General features: G+C 36.5%; 16 protein-coding genes. 13 read left to right on the top strand and 3 right to left on the bottom strand.

All coding sequences use genetic code 11. From position 1 onward, the window contains the following. Nucleotides 1–57: 57 nt before the first annotated feature. From radA to DDY94_RS02345, 8 genes are all read left to right on the top strand, one after another. A complete protein-coding gene (gene radA, locus DDY94_RS02310) occupies nucleotides 58–1,416 on the top strand; it encodes a DNA repair protein RadA (protein WP_111682407.1) in 1,359 nt (452 codons plus the stop codon). Between the two features lie 242 nt (nucleotides 1,417–1,658). Then, on the top strand, nucleotides 1,659–2,447 hold the full coding sequence (locus DDY94_RS02315) for a T9SS type A sorting domain-containing protein (RefSeq protein ID WP_111682408.1): 789 nt from the start codon (nucleotides 1,659–1,661) through the stop codon (nucleotides 2,445–2,447). A 271-nt stretch (nucleotides 2,448–2,718) separates the two neighbouring features. After that, nucleotides 2,719–6,792 (top strand): LamG-like jellyroll fold domain-containing protein, encoded by a 4,074-nt coding sequence (locus DDY94_RS02320; protein ID WP_111682409.1) that lies wholly within the window; start codon nucleotides 2,719–2,721, stop codon nucleotides 6,790–6,792. Between the two features lie 175 nt (nucleotides 6,793–6,967). Then, nucleotides 6,968–7,519: a Crp/Fnr family transcriptional regulator gene (locus tag DDY94_RS02325; protein ID WP_157957215.1), complete on the top strand. Its 552-nt coding sequence runs from the start codon at nucleotides 6,968–6,970 to the stop codon at nucleotides 7,517–7,519. 185 nt (nucleotides 7,520–7,704) lie between these two features. Beyond that, nucleotides 7,705–11,109: an isoleucine--tRNA ligase gene (gene ileS / locus DDY94_RS02330; RefSeq protein ID WP_111682512.1), complete on the top strand. Its 3,405-nt coding sequence runs from the start codon at nucleotides 7,705–7,707 to the stop codon at nucleotides 11,107–11,109. A gap of 2 nt (nucleotides 11,110–11,111) precedes the next feature. Beyond that, nucleotides 11,112–11,495 carry a TraR/DksA family transcriptional regulator gene (locus DDY94_RS02335; protein WP_111682411.1) on the top strand — a complete coding sequence of 128 codons (384 nt, stop codon included), beginning with the start codon at nucleotides 11,112–11,114 and terminating at the stop codon, nucleotides 11,493–11,495. Next, a complete protein-coding gene (locus DDY94_RS02340; protein ID WP_157957216.1) occupies nucleotides 11,455–12,153 on the top strand; it encodes a DUF4097 family beta strand repeat-containing protein in 699 nt (232 codons plus the stop codon). Before DDY94_RS02335 ends, DDY94_RS02340 begins: the two co-directional genes overlap by 41 nt. A gap of 27 nt (nucleotides 12,154–12,180) precedes the next feature. Next, nucleotides 12,181–12,846, top strand: a complete 666-nt coding sequence (locus DDY94_RS02345; RefSeq protein ID WP_111682413.1) for a lipoprotein signal peptidase — start codon at nucleotides 12,181–12,183, stop codon at nucleotides 12,844–12,846. Here the strand turns inward: DDY94_RS02345 and DDY94_RS02350 are convergent. Genes DDY94_RS02350 through rimK form a run of 3 tightly spaced genes read right to left on the bottom strand, consistent with a single transcriptional unit; the run spans nucleotide 12,800 to nucleotide 15,204 of the window. Next, on the bottom strand, nucleotides 12,800–13,363 hold the full coding sequence (locus tag DDY94_RS02350; protein ID WP_111682414.1) for a 5-formyltetrahydrofolate cyclo-ligase: 564 nt from the start codon (nucleotides 13,361–13,363) through the stop codon (nucleotides 12,800–12,802). The two genes, DDY94_RS02345 and DDY94_RS02350, sit on opposite strands and share 47 nt — an antisense overlap. Further along, nucleotides 13,360–14,328, bottom strand: a complete 969-nt coding sequence (locus DDY94_RS02355) for a succinylglutamate desuccinylase/aspartoacylase family protein (protein ID WP_111682415.1) — start codon at nucleotides 14,326–14,328, stop codon at nucleotides 13,360–13,362. The genes DDY94_RS02350 and DDY94_RS02355 overlap by 4 nt, the downstream gene beginning before the upstream one ends. Next, entirely contained in the window at nucleotides 14,329–15,204 is an 876-nt protein-coding gene (gene rimK / locus DDY94_RS02360; protein ID WP_111682416.1) for a 30S ribosomal protein S6--L-glutamate ligase, read from the bottom strand. Nucleotides 15,205–15,397: 193 nt separating this feature from the next. Between rimK and uvrC the strand changes: the two genes are divergently transcribed. The 5 genes from uvrC to hppD all read left to right on the top strand — a co-directional run bounded on the left by uvrC (nucleotide 15,398) and on the right by hppD (nucleotide 22,440). Next, nucleotides 15,398–17,191, top strand: coding sequence for an excinuclease ABC subunit UvrC (gene uvrC / locus DDY94_RS02365; RefSeq protein WP_111682417.1), 1,794 nt, complete (start codon nucleotides 15,398–15,400; stop codon nucleotides 17,189–17,191). Between the two features lie 44 nt (nucleotides 17,192–17,235). Next, the gene (locus DDY94_RS02370) at nucleotides 17,236–19,458 is read left to right on the top strand and encodes a patatin-like phospholipase family protein (RefSeq protein ID WP_317047170.1); all 2,223 of its coding nucleotides are present in this window, start codon (nucleotides 17,236–17,238) and stop codon (nucleotides 19,456–19,458) included. Between the two features lie 207 nt (nucleotides 19,459–19,665). Further along, nucleotides 19,666–20,823: a homogentisate 1,2-dioxygenase gene (locus DDY94_RS02375; RefSeq protein WP_111682418.1), complete on the top strand. Its 1,158-nt coding sequence runs from the start codon at nucleotides 19,666–19,668 to the stop codon at nucleotides 20,821–20,823. A gap of 62 nt (nucleotides 20,824–20,885) precedes the next feature. Next, the gene (locus DDY94_RS02380; protein ID WP_111682419.1) at nucleotides 20,886–21,248 is read left to right on the top strand and encodes a four helix bundle protein; all 363 of its coding nucleotides are present in this window, start codon (nucleotides 20,886–20,888) and stop codon (nucleotides 21,246–21,248) included. 31 nt (nucleotides 21,249–21,279) lie between these two features. Further along, complete coding sequence (hppD, locus tag DDY94_RS02385; protein ID WP_111682420.1) at nucleotides 21,280–22,440, top strand: 4-hydroxyphenylpyruvate dioxygenase; 1,161 nt, start codon at nucleotides 21,280–21,282, stop codon at nucleotides 22,438–22,440. Nucleotides 22,441–22,492 lie beyond the last annotated feature (52 nt).

Genomic DNA, 22,492 nt, shown 5'->3' on the forward strand with positions numbered 1-22,492 from the left:
TATTAATTTAGCGGTTCTAAAAATGCTTCTGAAAACCTTCAGGATTTCAACTAGAACATGGCTAAAGTAAAAACTACTTTTTTTTGTCAGAATTGCGGCGCCCAATATGCAAAGTGGCAAGGGCAATGTACGTCTTGTAAGCAATGGAATACCATTACCGAAGAGGTGATTCAGAAACCTGAAAAAAACGACTGGAAGGTCTCTAAATCAAGCACAAAACGCACGTCAAAACCACTAAAAATTCATGAAATTGACACCTCTGTCGAGGCGAGATTAGACGTGCAAGATTCTGAGTTTAATCGTGTGCTTGGCGGAGGCATGGTAAACGGTTCAGTAACCCTTTTAGGCGGTGAACCAGGAATTGGAAAAAGTACACTTTTACTTCAGATTGCTCTAAAACTCAAAAAGAAAACACTTTATGTTTCAGGCGAAGAGAGTCAGAAACAGATAAAGATGCGGGCAGAACGCATAGATCCACAAAGTACCAACTGCTATATTTTAACTGAGACCAAAACTCAAAATATTTTTAAGCAGATCGAACAGTTAGAACCCGATGTGGTTATCATCGATTCTATTCAAACGTTGCATAGCGATTATATTGAATCTTCTGCCGGAAGCATTTCGCAAATCAAAGAATGTACTTCCGAACTAATAAAATTCGCAAAAGAGACAGCGACACCAGTATTGCTAATAGGCCATATCACGAAAGATGGGAACATCGCAGGTCCAAAAATCCTAGAGCATATGGTAGATACTGTTTTGCAGTTTGAAGGCGATCGCAATCATGTGTTCAGAATTCTTAGGGCTCACAAAAACCGATTTGGATCTACAAACGAGCTTGGAATCTATGAAATGCATGGCGCTGGATTAAGAGTGGTTTCTAACCCTTCAGAAATATTGATCTCCGAAAAAGATGGTGAACTATCAGGTAATGCAATTGCTGCCACACTTGAAGGCTTAAGACCACTAATGATCGAAGTACAGGCATTAGTCAGTACTGCAGTTTATGGTACACCTCAGCGATCTGCAACAGGTTTTAATGCCAAGCGTCTCAATATGCTCTTAGCTGTTCTGGAGAAGCGTGCCGGATTTAGATTAGGCGCAAAAGATGTGTTCTTAAATATCACTGGTGGTATATCAGTAGATGACCCTGCCATTGATCTGGCTGTGGTTGCAGCTATTTTATCATCTAATGAAGACGTTGCTCTGCCAAATGACTATTGTTTTGCTGCTGAAGTAGGTTTATCGGGTGAAATAAGACCTGTGCAGCGCGTAGAACAGCGCATATTAGAAGCAGAAAAGCTAGGATTTTCTACCATATTTGTCTCCAAATACAACAAATTCAATCATAAAAGCACTTCAATAAAGGTGCAATTGGTCTCAAAGATCGAGGATTTGGTCAATTTCTTGGTTTAATAACCAGTGTGAATGCTGCATTTTATCGAATAATTATGCATTTAATATCAAATTTTAAGGCTTTAACGACTTTCTTATCATTTTATCGAATAGAAACATCCATCTCTTTATTACGCTGTAGTATTGTATTGTAATTGAAAAACAATCAGTTACCTCTTTCCCTCGGAGTATAATCCATTTGCTAAAAATTTTATTGGAGTACATAGTTGAATCTGGACCATCAATCCATTAAACCCCAAACTATGAAAACAATACTACTTAAAGAAAAACTTATTTTAGCGATGATTCTCATTGCGACCTCTTTTTCTCAGGTCTACTATGCCCAAAGTTCATCTGATGAAAATTTTGAAATGCAAGGATTTACCCTTGAATTTAATTCTGTTAACGGCCCAGCTACTTCTAGAACTTTAGAACTTAGCTTTAGTGAATCTACTTCTGATGATTTTGATGAAGGATACGACACTAAAAATCTACAGTTAATGCAAGATGATCTTAACCTACTTTTAAATGGTGAATTTTTCACCGCACAAGCTTTCAGTCCTATTACTGAAGAAAAAATAGTTGATCTTGCTTTACAGGCGTCTGGAAGTTACAATTATACTATTGAACTTACCGATATGGAAAATATGGGTAATCAAAATTTAGAATTAAGAGATAATTTAACTAATACAGTATTCGATCTAAGAAGTGGTGAAGCGTATGAGTTTTCATCTGAGAGTGGTTATTTTCCGAATAGATTTCAGATTACATTCAAAACGACAACACTTTCTCAATCTGATTATGAAATTGAAAATCTTGATATTCGTTACGTAAATAATTCGAATACAATATCAATTTCGAACCCTACGAATATCGATGTTAAAGGTGTAGAAGTATTCAATATCTCTGGACAAAGAGTATATACTAATACAACATTATTAAATAACAGTTCTATCAGTTATAATGTAAACAATCTGGTTTCAGGCGTATACATTATAAGATTAGTAACTGAAAGCAACACCTCATTAACCAAAAAGGTATTGGTGAAATAATATAAATTGAAGTCGTTTATGTAGTTTGTAATGACTAGATAAACGACTTCAATCAAAATATAAGGCTAAATGGCGTTTGCTTTTTATCGAATAAATTAAACATTTTATCGATAAAAAATTTGCTTTAACAACTATAAATGATTAGTATTGCATATGTAAGTAAACAGCTAAAGTTTATTTTACAATTTACTCTCCCTCAGCATTTAAAGATCCATTAAACAAAAATCTGAATTAGTATACAAAGTATAATAGTCCCCAAACTATCAGGCTTATGTACAAAACTATACTTATTATTGTTTTCTTAGGTTTCTTTACTACCATCGAAGCCCAGACTAATGCAACAAGTATTCAGTCTAATGTTACTTTTCAATGGAGTGATACTCAAACCGATAGAACTCATCCAGCTACTATAGAAAGCATAACAGTTGGCTCTAACGTCTATTTGAATTTTGGCGTTCCAACGAGTTATGAAATGACCCAGCTTGGACCAAATGGTCATACTATTAATAAGATTTTAGAGAACGGAACTACCGTAGAAAACAGAAGTGATAGTTCTACCTGGAATGCTACGGCACTCGATGCGTTTCAATCCTTAAACCTTAATTACTATTTCGTTGCCAATGGTAATGGAGACAATATATGTGACGATTACGTCAGCGAGGAAACCACTAATTCACAAAGACAAACCTTGTACTATGACGGAGGAATTATTGCCAGTTCTAGCGGTATTATTGCGGTAACCGAAAGAAATGCAAATAACTGTATTCATATTGAATTTTTTGGATATCTAGAAGGGAGTACAACAGAACAGTCTTTGGGTGAAACTTTTGTTAATGAAGCTGGTACTCAATACGGTTTTGGGGGTACAGGAACTGGAGGACCAGATGGTCTTGGAACACCTGGTGCAATAAATCCTCCACCTGCTGGTTCAGATTATTGGTTAAGTGACCGTGTTATTGAAAACAGGGGTACAATTGGTATTGCTTTATTCTATTTAAATAATATTGCACCTAATGGTTCATTAATTACAAAAGCTACAATTACAGCCGCTAGTACAGATAATGGTGATGGCAAACTCTTTATACTTACATTCCCAGATTACGATAAAGACGGCATCAGTGATTTGGATGACGTTGATGATGATAACGATGGTATTTTAGATGTTGAAGAATCTAATGGTATAGATCCGTCCGCAGATCATGATGTTGACGGTATTCCTAATTATCAAGATCCAAACTTCTGTACTTTAAGTAGCGATGGAATCTGTGCAAACCTAGATTATGATTCTGATGGTATCCCTAATCATTTTGACATTGATACAGATAATGACGGAATTCCAGATATCTTAGAATCCCAGACCACCAAAGGCTATTTAGTGCCAGATGAAGATGTAAACAAATCAGGAACTTATATTGGGCTTTGGAGAAACTACGGAACTGGTACGCAACCAATCGATACAGATTCTGACGGAATAACAGATTATTTAGATGATGATAGTGATGCCGATGGCACTCTTGATATTCAAGAAAATGGACAAGGTAATAGCTTATCTGGCGCAGATATAGATCAAGACGGTCTAGATAATAATTTCGATGGCGATACCACTTTTTACGATCCTGACGATAAAATCGAAACTGGTACTATCATAGAACTTGCTGGTATTTATGGTGATGCCGACGGTGACGCAGACTTTGGTGGTGACCTTGATTTTAGGGACCTATTCGACGTAAATCCACCGGCTAATGCATTACTGGATTTCGATGGTGTTGATGACTATTTATCAACTGACAGCTTTATAAACGGACTTAATGAAATTACCATCATGTCGTGGGTGAAAATAGATCCAGCCAATGCTGGTTTATCTAACGCGGTAATTGCTGGTGAAGGTTTAGCAACGAGGATTTATGTTAAAAATGGTAATACATTAACCTTCGGAATAAGAACAACGGCCGGATCAAATAAAAACTTATCTGGTACTACCGTACCTTATAATGAATGGCATCACATCGCTGGAACATTTTCAAACTCTACTGGAGAAATGAAAATTTATGTAGATGGAAAAGAACAAAATAACTTAACTGATAGCAACCTAGTTGGAAGAACTTTAGTTTCATCCGCCAATTGGAATGGAGACTTTGAAGTTGGTCGTATGTCATGGATACTTAGCAACAAGCAATATTTCACTGGTAATATCGACGAAGTAAGAGTATTCGATAGTGCATTGAGCGGAGAACAAATACAACAAATGGTATATCAGGAAATTCAGAATAATGGCGGACTCGTTCAAGGATCAGTTATTCCTAAAGATATTATGGATACTGTAACCAAAGCCAACGTATCGTGGTCAGATCTTATTGCTTACTTCCCAATGACTGATATTCAAAAAAATGAAACAAATGGTATTTCTGATAGTCAACTTGTTCTTAAGCTACACAATATAACTACTGTGCAAGAACAAACCGCACCGATGCCATATATTACGACTTCAGACGGCAGCTGGACTTCCGAAAGCACATGGTTACATGGTGATGTCTGGGATATTGAAGACGCAGCAAACAATAAAGATTGGAGTATCGTTCAAATTGAAAATGATATTACAACATCAAATTCGCATACCAACTTAGGATTAATTATTAGTGATGGTAAATCCTTAACTGTAAATGGTGATAACAAAGTTGAAAATTCATACTATTTAGAATTAAATGGTTCTTTAGAATTAGAGGGAGATTCTCAATTAATTCAAACTGAAAACAGTGATCTGGTAACTTCAGCTTCAGGTAAATTATTAAGATATCAAGAAGGAAATAGCAGTGTATACTGGTATAACTATTGGTCGTCGCCTGTCGGAAGTACTTCGGTATCTACTTTAACCGATAATAACGGATCGTCTAATAACGATAACAACACAGACTTCAATTTAGGAATGCTCAAGCAACCAAATGGTAGTAGTTTTGAATTTACAAATGTCTATCATACAATCGGTAAAATCAGCACCTATTGGTTGTATACCTATAAAAATGGGGTTACTTACGATGATTGGGCGTGGTTAGATACTACAAGTCCGGTTGAACCTGGTGTTGGATATACACAAAAAGGTACAGGCAATCCTGGTGAGCAGCAATACTTGTTTGAAGGTAAACCAAACAATGGAACCATAATTATTCCTGTGGTTGATACAGGAGGAAGTGGGTCCGTACCAGCGGATTCAAAAACAGATTATCTATTAGGGAATCCGTATCCTTCGGCCTTAGATATTCATAAATTTATTGATGACAATATCGGAGTAATTGATGGTACTATTCAGCTTTGGCAACAATGGAGTGGATCATCACATATTCTGAATGAATACAATGGTGGTTATGCCTCAGTTAATAAATTAGGTTCAACAAGAGCCTACCAATTTGTAGGAATTGAAGGTGCAGATAATGGCGAACAAGACGGTACAAAAACACCGACTCGCTACTTGCCAGTTGGACAAGGATTTATGGTTGAAATATTAACCAACGGTGATGTTGTATTTAACAACAGTCAACGTGTATTTATTAAAGAATCTGATGCAGACGGAAGTTATTCTAATGGATCGGTATTTTTTAGAGGACAGCAGAATACTGAATCTGAAAATGACAATGAAGATTCTGATAATGAGGAGCCTCTGATTCAAAAAATACGTCTAGAATTTAATTCAGTTGATGGCCCTCAGACCAAACGTGAACTTTTATTAGGATTTAGCGACATAACCTCGGATGAATTCGACTACGGTTATGACGGAAAAAATACTGAAGTCTATGACGATGATCTTAACTTATTGTTAGACAATGAGAATTATACGCTTCAGGCTTATGGCCCTGTTACACCTGAAAAAATAGTGCCATTAGCACTTAAAGCTAGCGGAACATACAATTATCGTATTAAGCTAACGGAGATTGAGAATTTTTCTGAAGATCAGGATATTTTCATAAGAGATAATCTTACCGATACTTATTATGATCTTAGAAGTGAAGCGCCTTATGAATTTTTATCAGATTCAGGAGAATTCAATGATCGATTAGAAATCGTATTTCAAGAAGAACCAGAAACACTTTCTACGATAGATGATACTATTGAGGACCTCAGCATGTATTATGCGCTTAATCGTAAGAAGTTGGTTGTTCTAAATCCAAACAATATAGAACTCAAACAAATTGCAGTTGTAAATATGCTAGGGCAATCCGTAGTTTCAATCAACAATGTATTTGAAGGCAGCTACAATGAATATAATTTACAAAACCTAACTACAGGTGCATATGTGATTACATTGGTAACCTCATCAAATTCTGTTATCACAAAGAAAATAATCGTAAAGTAATATATTTAAGTTAGTATTTTGAAGGTCATGCATTTCTTGAAATGTGTGGCCTTTTTTCATGGTAAATACAACTAAATACCTATCTTTAGATGTGATTAATTAATAGCTGACACTATTAACTGTATTTTTCAACCCTATTAACTCATAAATCGTGGAAGACCCTAACTTTGAATTTTTGAGATCAAAATTCCATGTCTCAAGGGAAGCTTTTGAGATTTTAAAAAGCCTGTCGTCCTTCAAAAAAATTAAACAAGGTGAGATCTTTGTTGAACAAGGCTCAAAAAGTAACAACATCGCATTTTTAAGCTCTGGTTTAATGAGAGCTTACCTCGTCTTAGAATCGGGTAAGGAGATTACCAAAAACCTATTTACTAACTTTAGTTTTGTAGGCCCTTTTTCTTCGATATTAAAAAACGAAGTGTCTTTATTAACCCATGAGGCTTTAACGGATTCAGTTTTGTATGTGATCAATTTCAAAGGTTTTATTGAACATACAAAAACAAATATTGAATTGAGTAATCTTTACAATAGAATTCTCGAGCATGTTTTTATTCTTTACGAAAAAAAGTATCTAAATCACATGTCATTGAATGCCACTGAACGCTATGAAATTCTAAAACGGCAAATTCCTAATATTGATCATACTATTCCGCAATATCAAATTGCTTCCTATCTCAATATTACCGCAGTTCAGCTGAGCAGAATAAAAAAAGACCTGCAGCATTAACATATGTTAATCAATTAAAACATAAATCAATTTAAATTTACAGTCAAGATTAATTTTACTAACCAAAGATTAGTTAATGGCCCTAACAGAAAAAAGCAAACGGTAGCGTTTGCTTTTTTTTATGATAAAACCTGTCCTTTAGCCAGAAATTGTTAATTTCGCGATTCGAAAAGATTTTTGTTGATATGAGCACAAAGTTCCCTGAATATAAAGGACTTAACTTGCCAAAAGTTGCTGTAGAAATAGGCAATTATTGGGAAGAACATAACATATTCGAAAAAAGTGTATCCACAAGAGAAGGAAAAGCGCCTTATGTGTTTTTTGAAGGCCCACCTTCTGCAAACGGATTGCCTGGGGTACACCATGTTTTAGCACGCGCTATTAAAGATATTTTTCCGCGTTACAAAACCATGAAAGGCTTTCAGGTTAAACGTAAAGCTGGTTGGGATACGCACGGATTACCTGTTGAGCTCGGTGTTGAAAAAGAACTCGGCATCACTAAAGAAGATATTGGTACTAAAATTACCATTGAAGAATACAACGAGGCTTGTAAAAAAGCGGTAATGCGCTATACGGATATCTGGAACGACCTTACTAAAAAAATGGGGTATTGGGTAGATATGGACGATCCATACATTACCTATAAACCCAAATACATGGAATCGGTTTGGTGGTTACTAAAGCAGATCTTCGATAAAAATCTCTTGTATAAAGGGTATACCATTCAACCATATTCGCCAAAAGCGGGTACGGGTTTAAGTTCTCATGAGCTGAATCAACCAGGAACCTATCAAGATGTTACCGATACTACTGTTGTTGCTCAGTTTAAGGCCAAACCAGAATCTTTACCTGAGTTTTTACAAAATGAAGGTGATATTTACTTCTTAGCATGGACGACTACACCTTGGACCCTACCTAGTAATACAGCCCTTACCGTAGGACCAAAGATCGATTATGTATTGGTTGAAACCTATAACCAGTATACCTTCAAACCTATGAATGTAGTTTTAGCTAAGAATTTAGTTGGAAAGCAATTCACAGGGAAATATAATCAGGTTGAATCGAAACCAGAACTCATAGAATTTAAGGAAGGTGATAAAAAGATTCCTTTCTATATCGTGAAGGAATTTAAGGGTAAAGATCTTGTAGGAATCACTTACGAGCAATTACTTAATTATGCCTTACCTAACGATAACCCAGAAAATGCATTTAGAGTTATTTCTGGTGATTTCGTAACTACTGAAGACGGTACTGGAATTGTACATACTGCGCCAACATTTGGTGCCGACGATGCCTTGGTTGCAAAGCAGGCAACTCCAGAAGTACCACCATTATTGGTAAAGGATGCCAATGGAAATTTAGTGCCTCTTGTAGACCTTCAAGGGCGTTTTAGACCAGAAATGGGTGAATTTGCTGGCAAGTATGTTAAGAACGAATATTACAACGATGGTGAAGTACCTGAGAAGTCGGTCGATGTAGAACTAGCCATCAAATTAAAGATAGAAAACAAAGCTTTCAAAGTTGAAAAATACAAGCATAGTTATCCAAACTGTTGGCGAACTGATAAACCTATACTCTACTATCCGTTAGACTCATGGTTTATCAAAGTAACCGATGTTAAAGATCGTATGCACGAACTTAACACCTCCATTAATTGGAAACCAAAATCCACAGGTGAAGGACGTTTTGGAAACTGGCTTGCTAATGCCAACGATTGGAATTTATCACGTTCGCGTTTTTGGGGAATTCCTCTTCCAATTTGGCGCACTGAAGACGGAAAAGAACAACTTTGTATTGGTTCTGTTGAAGAGCTCAAATCGGAAATGACCAAATCAGTGGAAGCTGGTTTTATGTCTGAAGACATTTTTGCTGATTTCGAGGTTGGAAATATGAATGAAGACAACTACGACAAGATCGATCTGCACAAAAACATTGTAGATAAGATTGTTTTAGTATCACCGTCAGGTCAACCAATGAAGCGTGAAAGTGACTTGATCGATGTATGGTTCGATTCGGGTTCTATGCCTTATGCCCAATGGCATTATCCATTCGAAAATAAAGATCTCATAGACGAGAACAAATCCTTCCCGGCAGATTTTATTGCCGAAGGTGTTGATCAAACACGTGGATGGTTTTACACTTTGCATGCTATCGCTACAATGGTATTCGATTCTGTGGCTTATAAAAATGTAGTTTCAAACGGTTTAGTATTAGATAAGAAAGCTCAAAAAATGTCGAAGCGTCTTGGTAACGCTGTCGATCCCTTTGAGACATTGGCCAATCAAGGCGCAGATGCTACCCGTTGGTATATGATCAGTAATGCCAATCCATGGGATAATTTAAAGTTTGACATAGAAGGTGTTGAGGAAGTAAAACGAAAGTTCTTCGGAACCTTGTATAACACTTATTCTTTCTTTTCATTGTATACTAATCTCGATGGGTTTAAGTATTCAGAAGTAGACGTACCTCTTAACGAAAGACCGGAGCTAGATCGTTGGATCCTTTCAGAATTAAATACGCTGATCCAAAAAGTTGATGCTTATTATGCAGACTACGAACCAACGAGAGCAGCACGAGCTATTTCAAACTTTACTCAGGATTATTTAAGTAACTGGTACGTTCGTTTAAGTAGAAGACGTTTCTGGAAAGGTGATTACCAAACCGATAAGATATCGGCATATCAGACGCTTTACACCTGCATGGTTACCATTGCCAAACTTGGTGCGCCGATCGCTCCGTTTTTTATGGATCGTTTGTACTTAGATCTAAATGCAGTTACCAACAAAGAAGCTTTTGAAAGTGTTCATTTAGCTGAATTCCCAGTTGCTGATGCTTCAGCAATCGATAAAGTTTTAGAGCGAAAAATGGAAAACGCCCAAACAATATCATCATTGGTATTGTCGTTGAGAGCAAAAGAAAAGATTAAGGTGCGTCAGCCATTGCAAAAAATTATGATCCCTGTTGATTCTACTCAGCAAAAGAATGAAATTGAAGCAGTTTCCGCCTTAATTAAACACGAAGTGAATATCAAGGAAATTGAGCTTTTAGAGGACGCTTCAGACATATTGGTGAAACAAATCAAACCAAATTTCAAGGTTTTAGGACCAAGGTTTGGCAAAGACATGAAGTTGATTTCTAATACGATAAACGCATTTACCGCCGAAGACATTAAAAAAATCGAGCAAAAAGGCAGTTTAGACGTTGAAATTAACGGAAAAAACATTACATTAGGGTTAGATGACGTTGAGATAACGTCTCAAGATATTGAAGGTTGGCTTGTTGCTAATGAAGGCGCATTAACAGTGGCTTTAGATGTAACCATAACAGAAGAATTAAAAGAAGAAGGTATTGCACGTGAGCTCGTAAACCGTATTCAAAATTTACGTAAGGATTCTGGATTTGAAGTTACTGATCGCATCGATGTTCAACTACAGAATGATAAACAAGTTTCTGCGGCGATTGCTTCTAATGAAGCCTATATCAAGTCAGAAACGCTAACAGAAAATTTAAAATTAATAGATAATTTAAGTGATGGTATAGAGATTGCTTTTGATGAGGTCAATACCAAACTATTTATACAAAAACATTAGAAATGGCATCAGATACAAAAAACAGATATTCAGATAAAGATTTAGAGGCGTTTAGAGTATTAATTCAGGAAAAGATCGACAAAGCTGAGCACGATCTTGAATTAATAAAAAGTGCCTATATGAACGATCATAATAATGGTACTGACGATACATCGCCAACCTTCAAAGCATTCGAAGAAGGAAGTGCTACAATGAGCAAAGAAGCAAATTCGGCATTGGCAATTCGTCAAGAAAAGTTTATCCGTGATCTCAAAAATGCTATGATCAGAATTGAGAATAAAACCTACGGTGTATGCCGTGTAACAGGTAAACTTATCAATCCTGAACGCTTAAAATTAGTACCTCATGCAACCCTTAGCATTGAAGCTAAGAACATGCAGAAATAACATGTGTCCACATAAAATTATAAAGCCTTGGAACTTAAGCTTCAAGGCTTTTTTATTAGTTTTTAGTTTCGGTTTGCACTTCGGAATAGCTCAAAATACACTCAGAAAAGAGCTCGATGCTGCCACCATTGAAACTATTAGTATCAAAGGAAATCAGATCTTTAATATTTTGGTCACAACCTCATCATCTAAAACCATAAGTATAACTTCTACCCTTGATGGCGAATACCAGAACAATTACCAGATCGCCACAAAACAAGAACAGAATGAACTCATTTTGAGTTTAGAGTTTATGTCGTTTGAAGCAATCCCTGATGATAAACGAAATGCTCATAAGGTCATCGCTGCGGAACTTAAGCTCGACATCCCTAAAGATCTCGATCTGAAAATTAAAAGTGATGTTGGTTCGGTAGAGGTTGCTGGACAATACAATTCGCTTTCGATTGAATTATTACAAGGCTTTTGTAATGTAGATGCTCATGCAAAAAATGCCGCTATTAATACAATAGATGGCAATATTGACGTTAAGACAAAAAATGCCTCGGTCACTGCGACTTCAAAAAATGGTAAAGTAGCTATTGAAGATTTAAACACTACAGATTGGCGCTGGAACTTGAGGTCTATAAATGGTGATATCACTGTGATTAAAAAAGAATAATCAATTACATTTGTTCAAAATCTTTACATGTCCCTTAGAAAAGCTTTAATAGTCATCATCCTCATTTTAATAGTCGATCAGATCAGCAAGATCTATATTAAAATGCATTTTGAATTAAATGAGGACATAACCATATTTTCATGGTTTAAGATCGCCTTTGTAGAAAATGATGGTATGGCGTGGGGGACGAAACTTAGTGATTTTGTGTCCTTTATTTCCGATGAATCTGCAAAGCTCATTTTAACCTTATTTAGAATTGTTGCCGTAACCGGAATAGGCATTTGGCTCCTAGATGTTACACGAAAAAAGAAATCAAAAACCCTTGTCTTTGCAATCGCATTAATATTTGCTGGTGCCTTGGGGAATATTATCGACTCCGTTTTTTACGGCGTTTTATTTAGTGATAGTTATATGCAAGTAGCTACCTTTCTACCTGAAGATGGTGGTTATGCTGGAATATTTCATGGCAAGGTCGTTGATATGCTTCATTTTCCTATTTGGAGTGGTGTACTCCCAGAATGGCTGCCCTTTTTCGGCGGGAAATATTTTTCGTTCTTCGATCCCGTATTTAATGTCGCTGATATTGCTATCAGCACTGGGATTGGAATTCTATTGATTTTTAATAAAAAGGCGTTTAAGGATACGCCTAAAACTGAAATATCTGATGAGGTGTCACACAATAATTCAGTTTGATATCCAAAGGCGATGATTCAAATTCAGTTTTTTCAGCCTCAAAAAATGAAAGTCCAATTTTAATAGTGTCTGGTCGACACTCGGCTAAAAATCGATCATAAAACCCTTTACCATAACCTATTCTATGTCCATTTTCATCAAAGGCAAGAAGAGGTACAAAAACTACATCGATCTGTGATGTATTTATTTCAATTCCATCAACTGGTTCAGGAACGTGATACGCATTTTTTTTAATTGTGGTATTATCAGTTAGCAGATAATGCGTCATACTAAGAGTATTGAAATCACTTTTAGAAATGACAATATTTTTATCCTTGCCAGAAAGAATATTCAAGAAGTATTCTGTGTTGATCTCTTTTTGCTCTTCAATCGTTAAGAAGAGATGATAAAAGGACTGATCCCAAATTTGAAGTTGCAATAATTGATTAGAAATGGCAAGGCTAGCATCTTCTATTTCATCAGATGTCATGGCTTGTCTAAGCGCTTTGTATTTATGTCTAAGCTCTGATTTGGTCAATGTTTCAGTCGTGTTGAAATATGAAAAATAGCATCACCTTGATAAATGATCGGTGATTCGTTCACATTAAAAATATAACCGCCATTTGGTGCTTTTACGAAGTGATTAAAACTCCCGTAAGGATCAGTGATATGACCTAAAACATCGCCTTTTTTAACTTGGGTGTTTACTGAAATATTAGACTTAAACATCCCTGAATGGCTAGCTCTAATCCACTTACTTTCTGAAATCTGAATACAATTCTTTTTAGGTTTTGAAGCCTTGAATTTGCTGTTCAGCATTCCTAAATGGTTTAATATGCGCTTTGTACCGTTAACTCCAGTATTTGTAATTGTATTATCGATATGAAAAGACTTTCCGCCTTCAAACAATAACATTGGAATTCCAAGTTTATAGCAAGAATGTCTGAACGATTTATTCAAATTTTTTGAATAATAAATGATGGGCGCTCCGAAGACCTGAGCGAGTTCATCGAGTACAATTTCATTCTTTACAATTCGAATTTGCGCGGCATTGAATCGATCTGCACCACCTGTATGAAAATCTAAAATAAGATCGGCATGAGGTACAATTTCGGTCATGAGTTTGTGTGCTACTCTACTCGCTAACGAGCCACTTTTTCCACCAGGAAATACGCGATTTAGGTCTCGCCCGTCAGGAAACTCACGATCCATATGAATAAACCCAAATACATTGATAACCGGAATACAGATAATAGTACCCTTCTTTGGTTTATTAATGCCCTTTGCAATGATCTGCCTTACGATCTCTACACCATTAACCTCATCACCATGAATACCGGCCGTTATTAAAATCGTTGGTCCAGGTTTTTTAGAACGTTCAATAATTACAGGGACATCAATGGTGTTTTGGGTGTGTAATTTAGCAACATTAAAACTCACCTTGGCACTTTTACCTAGCGCTACTTTTTCGCCAAGTATTTCTAATACTTCTCTTTCACTCATCTATCTTCGGTTACGTTCTACAAAGGTAATAATTGCTCTTGCAATATTTTTTTGTGTAGCGCCTTCAATACCCTCTAAACCTGGTGTAGAATTTACTTCCATAATTAATGGCCCTCGCTGAGATTGTAGCATATCAACACCACAAACAGGCAATTTCAGAGCTCGAGCAGCTTTAATGGCTAGTTTTAATTCATCCTCTGAAAGACGAATAAGATTGGCTTTGCCACCTCTATGTAAATTTGACCGAAACTCGCCTTCTCTTCCCTGCCGCTTCATTGCACCTACTACTTGTCCATCTACAATTAGCGCTCTTAGATCAGCACCTTTAGCTTCTGCTATATATTCTTGTACTAATGCACGTGCCTGTAGGCCATTAAAAGCTTCTAATACAGATTCTGCTGCATTTCTAGATTCTGCTAAAACCACGCCCAAACCTTGAGTTCCTTCTAATAGTTTGATAATTACTGGCGGGCCACCAACATGATTTAATACCTCTTCCACATCACGTGAATAGTTGGTAAACACAGTCTTGGGCATTCCTATTCCGGCTTTAGATAAGCGCTGGAAACTTCGCAGTTTATCCCTACTCCTTAAAATAGCATCTGAAGTAACCGTTGTAAAAACATTCATCATTTCAAACTGACGCACAACAGCACATCCAAAAAAGGTCACTGATGCACCAACTCTAGGAATGATAGCATCTACATAATCGAGATAACGATCCTTGTAATAAATGGTAGGTTTTTCCCTTTCAATAATGATATCGCATTTCAGTGGATCGATAACTTCAATGTCGTGTCCTCTATTTTCACCTTCTTCAACAAGCCGCCTGGTTGAATATAAATTTTCGTTTCGGGAGAGTATAACGATGTTCATTGCTGGGTTTAAAGTGTCTAAAGTTAAAAAGTATTTAAAGTTAGTCAAACTTTTATGTTCGTTAATTAGTTTTACTCAGCCTTAATAATAACTTTAGTCACTCATAACTCTCAACTTATAACTTTAGTCACTTATAACTTATAACTCTGAACTTATAACTTATAACTTACAACTTTTATCTACCTTTGATTTTATGTCAGAAACATCCATCGACGTACAGATAAAAACCTTACCTCATCAGCCAGGCGTGTATCAGTATTTTGATGCCAATGACACTTTAATTTACGTTGGTAAAGCCAAGGATATTAAAAAGCGTGTAAGCAGCTATTTTACCAAGCATCACGACTCTGGAAAAACAAGAGTTTTGGTGAAAAATATTGCCTCTGTTAAGCACATTGTTGTTGAGACTGAAAGCGATGCTCTTCTATTAGAAAATAATCTCATTAAAAAGTATCAGCCTAAGTATAATGTGTTACTAAAGGATGATAAATCGTATCCGTGGATCTGCGTGAAGAAGGAACGCTTCCCTAGGGTATTTTCAACCAGGCGTGTTTTTAAGGATGGCTCTGAATATTTTGGCCCTTATACCAGTATGAAAACTGTGAGAACACTACTAGATCTTATAAAAGGGCTTTATCATTTGCGCACCTGTAATTATGATCTGTCTGAAGCTAAAATTGAAGCAGGAAAGTATAAGGTTTGCTTAGAGTTTCACCTCGGAAATTGCAAAGGCGCTTGTGAAGGCCGGGAGTCTGAAGAAGAATATCACGCCAATATCAAAGCCATCAGGCAGATTCTAAAAGGAAATTTCAAGGATTCATTGCAGCGATTCAGGACTCAAATGAAGGATTACGCCGAGGCCATGCAATTTGAAGATGCTCAGAAGATAAAGGAGAAACTGGAGATTCTAGAGAATTATCAGGCGAAATCTACGGTTGTAAATCCGAAGATCAGTAATGTCGATGTGTTTTCCATTGTTAGCGATGAAACCTATGCTTATATCAATTTCTTGCAGTTAAGCTATGGATCGATCATACGTTCACATACGCTCGAACTCAAAAAGAAACTCCAAGAATCAGACAAAGAATTATTAGAGATCGCCATTACAGAAATAAGACAGCGATTCAATTCTAATTCAAAAGAAATATATGTGCCTTTTGAAGTTGATTTGGGTGAAACTGTAAAAGTTACTATTCCGAAACTTGGGGATAAAAAAAGCATCCTAGATCTCTCGAAGCGCAATGCGATGTACTATCGCATGGATAAATTGAAACAAATTAAGATTGTTGATCCAGATCGCCATGCCAATCGCATTATGGCACAGATGAAGGCCGATCTGCGTTTATCTGAAGAACCAAGACACATTGAATGCTTCGATAATTCTAACATTCAAGGTACCAATCCGGTAGCGGCTTGCGTTGTTTTCAAAAATGGAAAACCCAGCAAAAAAGATTATCGCCATTTTAATATAAAAACGGTTGAAGGTCCCGATGATTTTGCTTCAATGGAAGAAGTAGTTCACAGAAGGTACAAAAGGCTATTGGAGGAAGATCAACCTTTACCTCAGCTTATCATTATTGATGGCGGAAAAGGACAACTGTCTTCGGCCTTAAAAAGTCTTGATCTTCTCGGTTTAAGAGGAAAAATTGCAATAATCGGAATTGCGAAACGTTTAGAAGAATTATTTTATCCAGATGATCCAATTCCATTATATTTAAACAAGAAAAGCGAAACGCTGAAAATCATTCAACAATTGCGAAATGAAGCGCATCGTTTTGGTATTGAGCACCATAGAAATCGAAGAAGTAAAAGTGCGCTTACAACAGAATTAGAAAATATCCCAGGTGTTGGAGAGCAAACGATAATCGATCTCATGAAGGAATTTAAAACTGTAAAACGCATTGCCAATGCCAAACTCGATGAACTTGAAGCTGTCGTTGGTGTTTCACGCGCTAATAAAGTATATAATTACTATCATAAAGAATAATTTTGAAGCTGTCCCAAACATATCGCCTAAAGTGCAAATTCATATTGCAGCTGATTATTCTTTGTGTCTTCATATTTAATATTTCAAATTTACACGCTCAGAAAGAGGAACAACCAAAAGTAGGATTAGTGCTCAGTGGTGGCGGTGCTAAAGGTTTTGCTCATATTGGAGCCCTCAAGGTAATTGATAGCTTAGGCATAAAAATAGATTATGTTGCGGGCACAAGTATGGGCGCTATTATTGGTTCTCTATATGCAACTGGCTATTCTGGCAAACAGCTCGAAGAATTATTCAATATTATTGACTTCAATGAACTGATTAATGATGAATTTCCTAGGTCGTCCAAACCATTTTACGAACGAGAAAACGCTGAGAAATACGCCGTAAGCCTTCCTTTTGATAACTTCAAAATAAATTTACCTTCAGGTTTGTCTCGGGGGCAGAATGTTTACAATTTATTGTATCAATTGATGATTCCTGTTAGTGAGATCAGAGATTTTGAGCAACTGCCTATCCCTTTTTTCTGTATTGCTACCAATATCGAAACCGGAGAATCCGTAGTAATGGACAAAGGCAGCCTACCAGAAGCTGTTACAGCTAGCGGTGCACTACCGTCTTTATTTCAACCTGTAACTATAGACGACACCATTTATCTCGATGGTGGCGTTACCAACAATTTCCCTGTGGAAGAGCTTCGTGCCAAAGGCATGGACATTATTATTGGTGTAGATGTTCAGGATGCGCTTAAAGATCGTGAGTCTTTAAAATCTGCACCCGAGATATTAGTTCAGATTAATAATTTCCGAACGATAAATGCCATGAAAAGTAAGGTGTCGCTGACCGATATTTATATCAAACCAGACATCACCAACTTTTCGGTGATCTCCTTCGATGAAGGACGCGATATTATTGCCAACGGCGAAGCAGCAGCAAGGTCAAACATGATGCAACTTATTGAGGTAAAAAATCAACAGAACGAACCACCAACAAGATCAATACTTCAAATTCAAGATAGTTTGAAGATCAATGCCATTAATATAAGTGGTAATGAAAGATATACCCGATCTTATCTCCTTGGAAAACTCAAATTCAAAAATGGCGAATATATTAGCTATTCAGATTTTAAAGAGGGCATTAATAATCTCATTGCCACCAATAATTTTGAAACATTTCGATATAGATTAGAACCAAGTAAGAGCAATTCAGGTCATAATTTAGTCGGCGACATTAGAGAGTCTGAGGCTTCTACTTTCTTAAAACTTGGCGTTCATTATGATGGCTTATACAAAAGTGCCGCTTTGGCAAACATCACAAAAAAGCGCTTACTATTCAATAATGACATTGCTTCTTTAGACGTGATTTTGGGTGATAATTCAAGATTTAATTTTGATTACTTCATCGACAAAGGTTTCTATTTGAGCATTGGTATTAAATCGCGCTTCAATCAATTCAATAAAAATGTGAATCCTTTACTAGCATTGGAAGAAGGTTCGCCTTTGCTTTCTGGATTAAACAAAATCGATGTAGAGCTAACGGATTTTACAAATCAGATCTATGTTCAAACTATATTTAGAAGAGATTTCGCATTGCGACTTGGTGCAGAGCATAAACGCTTAAAAATAACTTCGGAAACCATAATTGACGACGATCAGGAAGATGAATTTACCTTCGATAATACAGACTATTTCAGTGTATTTGGTAATCTAGTTTTTGATGATTACGACAATCCATATTTTCCAAAATCCGGTTTCTACTTCAACGGAGATTTTCATTTGTACCTTAATGCTTCCGATTTTAATGCAGACTTCGAGCAATTCTCTATTGCTAAGGCAGATATTGGTTATGCCTTTAGTTTTTCAGATCGAGTTGCACTTAAAACCGAAACAAGTGGCGGTTTTAAAATAGGAGATAATTCTACAACGGCACTCGGGTTTGGTCTTGGAGGTTATGGCAATAACTTTATAAATAATTTTCATTCGTTTTACGGCTATGATTATTTAGAGCTATCTGGTGACAGTTTTGTGAAAGCCACATTTACGCTCGATTATGAAATATTCAAAAAACATCATATTCTATTAGCGGCCAACTATGCGAACATTGAAGATCGAATTTTTGAATCAGGCGAATGGTTTACCTCGCCAGATTATAGCGGATATGCCGTGGGTTATTCTCTGGAAACATTCTTAGGTCCGCTTGAAGGCAAATACACCTACTCTCCAGATACTGGAAGGTCTTACTGGTTTTTTAATCTAGGATTTTGGTTTTAGGCTAAAATTTTTCAACTTTGTGTCACTATGGAACCATTTTGGGCAGATATTAAACTTCATTTACACTTCCTGATTAAAAGGAATCCTGAGTAGTGGTGCGCACTTATTCTTTTCACAACAAGAATTACCCCTTTTTTTGTAACTTTAAAACAGTATAGATACACACGAATTTATCGCAATGTATCTTCAAATTTAAACCCTTAAAATATGCCTTTTTATCATAAATTAGGGAACATCCCACCAAAACGCCATACGCAATTCAAAAAGCCTAATGGTGACTTTTATTACGAGCAATTATTTGGAACTATTGGTTTTGATGGCATGTCCACCAATAGTTACCACGAGCAACGACCAACTCAGGTGAAATCTATTAACAAACAGTATAGTGTAGCACCAAAAGTCGCAAAGGCCAATAATATGCAATCGTACCGTTTTCATGGATTTAAAGTAAAGCCTGAAAATGACTATTTAGACAGCAGAAAGATCGTTTTAACCAATAGCGATTGTAACATTATATTGGCTGCACCTAAGCAATCTACAGAAGACTATTTTTACAAAAATACCGATGCCGATGAATTGATCTTTATCCATAAAGGCTCTGGTAAATTAAGAACCCATCTCGGAAATTTAGATTTTAAATACGGTGATTATTTGCTAGTACCACGCGGTATCATTTATAAAATGGACTTCGACACGGAGGATAACCGATTATTCATTGTTGAGTCTTATCGACCTATCTACACACCAAAACGTTATCGCAATTGGTTTGGCCAACTTTTAGAACATTCTCCATTTTGCGAGCGCGATCTAAGGCAACCTCATGAACTAGAAACCTATAATGAGTCAGGTGATTTTCTTATCAAAATTAAAAAGCAAGACGAGATTATTGAAATGGTCTATGCCTCACATCCTTTTGATGTTGTAGGATATGATGGTTATAATTATCCATATGCCTTTTCTATTCATGATTTTGAACCCATAACAGGACGTGTGCACCAACCGCCGCCAGTGCATCAAACCTTTGAAACAGATGCCTTTGTGGTATGCAGCTTTGTACCTAGACTCTACGATTATCATCCATTAGCAGTGCCTGCGCCTTACAATCACAGCAATATTGATAGTGACGAAGTATTGTATTACGTTGATGGTGATTTTATGAGTAGAAATGATATCGATGCAGGTCATATTTCTTTACATCCTGCAGGAATTCCACACGGACCGCATCCTGGAGCTATGGAGCGCAGTATTGGAAAAGTGAAAACCGATGAATTAGCCGTAATGGTAGATACATTCAAACCCCTGAAGGTCACTGAAGAAGCACTTAAAATAGCTGACGAAGATTACTTTAAATCTTGGTTAGAATAAACATAAATCAATATAAAAATTAAAAAAATTAGTCAATGAGCTAATTAGAAAATGAGCGAATAATGAAATTTTCGAATAGTGAGAAATATCAAAACAATCCCATCTTAAAAGAGACTTTTGAGTTTTCACTTTTGATTGTTCAATATTCCGAACTTTTGGAAGCTAATAGAAAGTTTGTTGTTGCTAAACAATTGATTCGCTCAGGAACATCGATCGGAGCTAATGTAAAAGAAGCTCAAAATGCCGAAAGTAAAGCTGATTTCATTCATAAAATGAAAATAGCCTTGAAAGAGGCAGATGAAACAGAGTATTGGTTATTTCTTTGTGAAAGCCTCGAGGCATACCCAGACACTAATGAATTAATCAACAAATTAAATACGATAATTAAAATATTAAACAAAATCATTAGCAGTTCGTATAAATAATTATCTCATCTGCTAATTTTCTAATTCACTAATTATGAAAGAAGTAAAATCCGTTAATTACGGTTTAGAAAAAATATTTGAAGGAGCACAAGATTTCCTCCCACTTTTAGGAACAGATTATGTTGAACTTTACGTAGGTAATGCCAAGCAATCTGCACATTTTTATAAGACAGCATTTGGATTTCAATCATATGCCTATAAAGGATTAGAAACAGGGTCTAAAGATCATGTTAGTTATGTTTTGAAACAAGACAAGATCCGCTTAGTCCTTACTACACCTTTAAATAGTCAGTCACCCATTAACGATCATATTGTTAAGCATGGTGATGGTGTGAAGGTTATTGCTCTATGGGTAGATGACGCCCGAAAGTCTTACGAAGAAACCACGAAACGCGGTGCAAAATCCTACATGGAACCTGTTGTAGAAAAGGATGAATTCGGCGAAGTCGTTAGAGCAGGTATCTACACCTACGGAGAAACTGTACACATGTTTGTTGAACGTAAAAATTACGATGGCATTTTTATGCCTGGTTTCGTAGAATGGAACAGCGAATACAATCCAGAATCGGTAGGCCTAAAATACATCGACCATATGGTTGGTAATGTTGGCTGGGGACAAATGAATACCTGGGTAAAATGGTACGAAGAGGTTATGGGCTTTGTGAATTTCCTTTCTTTCGATGACAAGCAAATTCATACAGAATATTCAGCCTTAATGAGTAAAGTGATGAGTAATGGCAATGGCCGAATTAAATTTCCAATAAATGAGCCAGCAAAAGCAGCAAAAAAATCACAGATCGAAGAGTATTTAGATTTTTATGAAGGGTCAGGAGTTCAGCATATCGCTGTAGCAACAGATGATATCATTAAGACGGTATCACAATTAAAAGCACGAGGTGTAGAATTTTTACCTCCGCCACCACAAGCATATTACGATATGATCCCAGAGCGCTTAGGTGTTCATATGGAAATGATGAAAGAGGATATTACTGAACTTCAGAAGTTATCAATACTAGTTGACGCAGACGAAGAAGGCTATCTGCTTCAAATATTTACCAAACCTGTTGAAGACCGACCAACGTTATTCTTCGAAATAATTCAGCGTATGGGCGCACAAGGTTTTGGTGCTGGTAATTTCAAAGCTTTATTTGAATCGATTGAACGCGAGCAGGCCAAGAGAGGTACTTTATAAAATTAAAGCGCGTTTAGATCCCTACTTCTAAACGCGCTGATAAAAAACCAAC

The organism is Winogradskyella tangerina (genome assembly GCF_003260205.1).
Lineage (GTDB): Bacteria > Bacteroidota > Bacteroidia > Flavobacteriales > Flavobacteriaceae > Winogradskyella > Winogradskyella tangerina.